The organism is Mesorhizobium sp. M1E.F.Ca.ET.063.01.1.1, assembly GCF_003998155.1.
Taxonomy (GTDB): domain Bacteria; phylum Pseudomonadota; class Alphaproteobacteria; order Rhizobiales; family Rhizobiaceae; genus Mesorhizobium.
Genome location: NZ_RZSC01001356.1, coordinates 1 through 799, shown reverse-complemented (window position 1 = coordinate 799; position 799 = coordinate 1). Strand labels below are relative to the sequence as shown.

Annotated in this window: 1 protein-coding gene and 1 pseudogene; one reads left to right on the top strand and one right to left on the bottom strand. The window is 62.1% G+C overall.

Annotated elements, in window-relative coordinates; all coding sequences use genetic code 11:
• Positions 1–196: pseudogene (locus EOA29_RS38560) on the top strand (polysaccharide deacetylase); the annotation flags it as partial.
• Positions 197–265: 69 nt separating this feature from the next.
• Here EOA29_RS38560 and EOA29_RS38555 read toward each other — a convergent pair.
• Entirely contained in the window at positions 266–655 is a 390-nt protein-coding gene (locus EOA29_RS38555; protein WP_127222522.1) for a DUF427 domain-containing protein, read from the bottom strand.
• Between the last annotated feature and the right edge of the window lie 144 nt (positions 656–799).

Below are 799 nucleotides of genomic sequence, written 5' to 3'. Positions count from 1 at the left end.
GCTTGGGGCGAAGGAGACCGCTCGGCGCATCGCTGCCGCCAAGGACGGCGATGTCATCATTGCCCATATCAACCAGCCGACCCATGCGGCGGGCGAGGGGGTCGTTCAAGGCCTGCTGGCCCTGAAGCAGAAGGGCATGACCTTCGTTCGGCTCGACGATACTGAGGATGTGGGCAATGACGGCACGACCGACTGATCGGTTCAATAGGTGACCGGGCCGTGTTGAGATCACGTCAGGCCGGCCGCGCCTGAATATCAAACAGCCTCAGTCCGGCGAGGCTTCGACCGTGACCTTGCTCGTGTAGAACGCGCCGTGATCGCGGATTTCGGCCATTTCGTCGAAGGTCTGCTCATAGGCCCACATAGCGTCCTTGCCGCCTTCGCCGGCCGGCAAGACACTCCAGTAGCTCGCGTCACCCTTGTAGGGACAATGCGTCGAATGCCCGGTCCTGGCGAGCTTGCTGAAATCGATGTCGTCGAAGGGGATGTAGAAAACAGCCGGGTAGGGCGGTTCCGACAGCAGCCTGGCTCGGGTCGACCTGGCGATGACCGTATCGCCTGCGCGTACCGCGACGCTGCCGCGATATGGCTCGACTGTTATTACCTTGTCTGGGTTGCGCTGAAAGCCGGGGGCGGGGTTGGCAAGCTTGTCCATGCGGATCTCCTTGGGGGAGACTTACATGTGTCGAGCACAGCCACGGCGCAAGCTCGCGCCATATGCGGGCGTCATCACCATTGATTGAACGTTTGCCGTCCGACCCTCAGGCGGCGGTCTTGAACGCGTCCATGAGCCCGGCAT

Excerpts from the sequence above, each read along its gene's own strand:
- EOA29_RS38555 (WP_127222522.1), bottom strand. The coding sequence starts at position 655 with ATGGACAAGCTTGCCAACCCCGCCCCCGGCTTTCAGCGCAACCCAGAC.